This window comes from Oleiphilus sp. HI0066, from assembly GCF_001635725.1.
The window spans coordinates 1-887 of record NZ_LWFH01001727.1 but is presented as its reverse complement, the minus strand read 5'-3'; the positions used below and the strand labels follow the sequence as shown (position 1 = coordinate 887).

Genomic DNA, 887 nt, shown 5'->3' with positions numbered 1-887 from the left:
CTGAAGAAGAACGAGAGCAGCTTGTGTACGACACATTTATATCAAACGCCACCGGCTACATGGAGAGCCTGGCAAGTTGGTGGGGAAACTACACTCCATATATTGATAAACTTACAGTACATGGCATTGAGAACTTAAAAGAAGCACAAGAGCGAGGTAAAGGAATTTTGCTCGTTGGCGGCCACTTCAGCATGCTGGATTTAGCTGGGCCACTTCTTAACTCCGTAACACAATTTGGCTATATGTATCGCCCTCAAAACAACCCTTTGCTTGATGCTGCAATAGAACGTGCGCGCTTAGTCTACAACGCGCGCCCCTACAGCAAACGCCAAGTCAAAGATATGATAGAGGATATCAAGGCCGGCGCTTTAGTGTGGTACGCGCCAGATCAAGATATGGGCAAAAAGCAGTCTGTTTTCGCACCATTTTTTGGAGTACCCGCTTCCAGCATTACAACAACGGCTTGGATCGCGCGCGAAACCGGATGTACGGTACTTCGGCTTGCGCAATATCGTGAAGACAACGATGGTCATTACAGTCTTTACTTTGGAAAACCTTATGAAAACTTTCCAAGCGATGATGAAGTCGAGAATGCAACAATCATCAATAAAGGCTTAGAAGAAGACATTCGACGCCACAAAGAACAGTATCTATGGCTTCATCGCCGCTTTAAGACGCGCCCTGATGGAGAGCCCAGTCTTTACTAATAAAAAAGAGCCGAACGGATATGCGCTTTCAACGTTTAAATAGCTTTAACCCCTTTAATACTAGAGTTGGCCTTGCGCTTGGGGGTGGCGCAGCAAAGGGCGTTGCACATATCGGTGCGATCAAAGCGCTCAAACAAGAGCGTGTATCAATCGACTATGTTTCCGGCACAAGTATCGGCG

General features: G+C 46.8%; 2 protein-coding genes. Both read left to right on the top strand.

Annotation, left to right across the window (positions count from 1 at the left end; all coding sequences use genetic code 11):
- The coding region (locus tag A3738_RS26935) for a hypothetical protein (protein ID WP_068763978.1) at positions 1-707 on the top strand (707 nt) is incomplete at its 5' end.
- 20 nt (positions 708-727) lie between these two features.
- The coding region (locus A3738_RS29655; protein WP_197474076.1) for a patatin-like phospholipase family protein at positions 728-887 on the top strand (160 nt) is incomplete at its 3' end.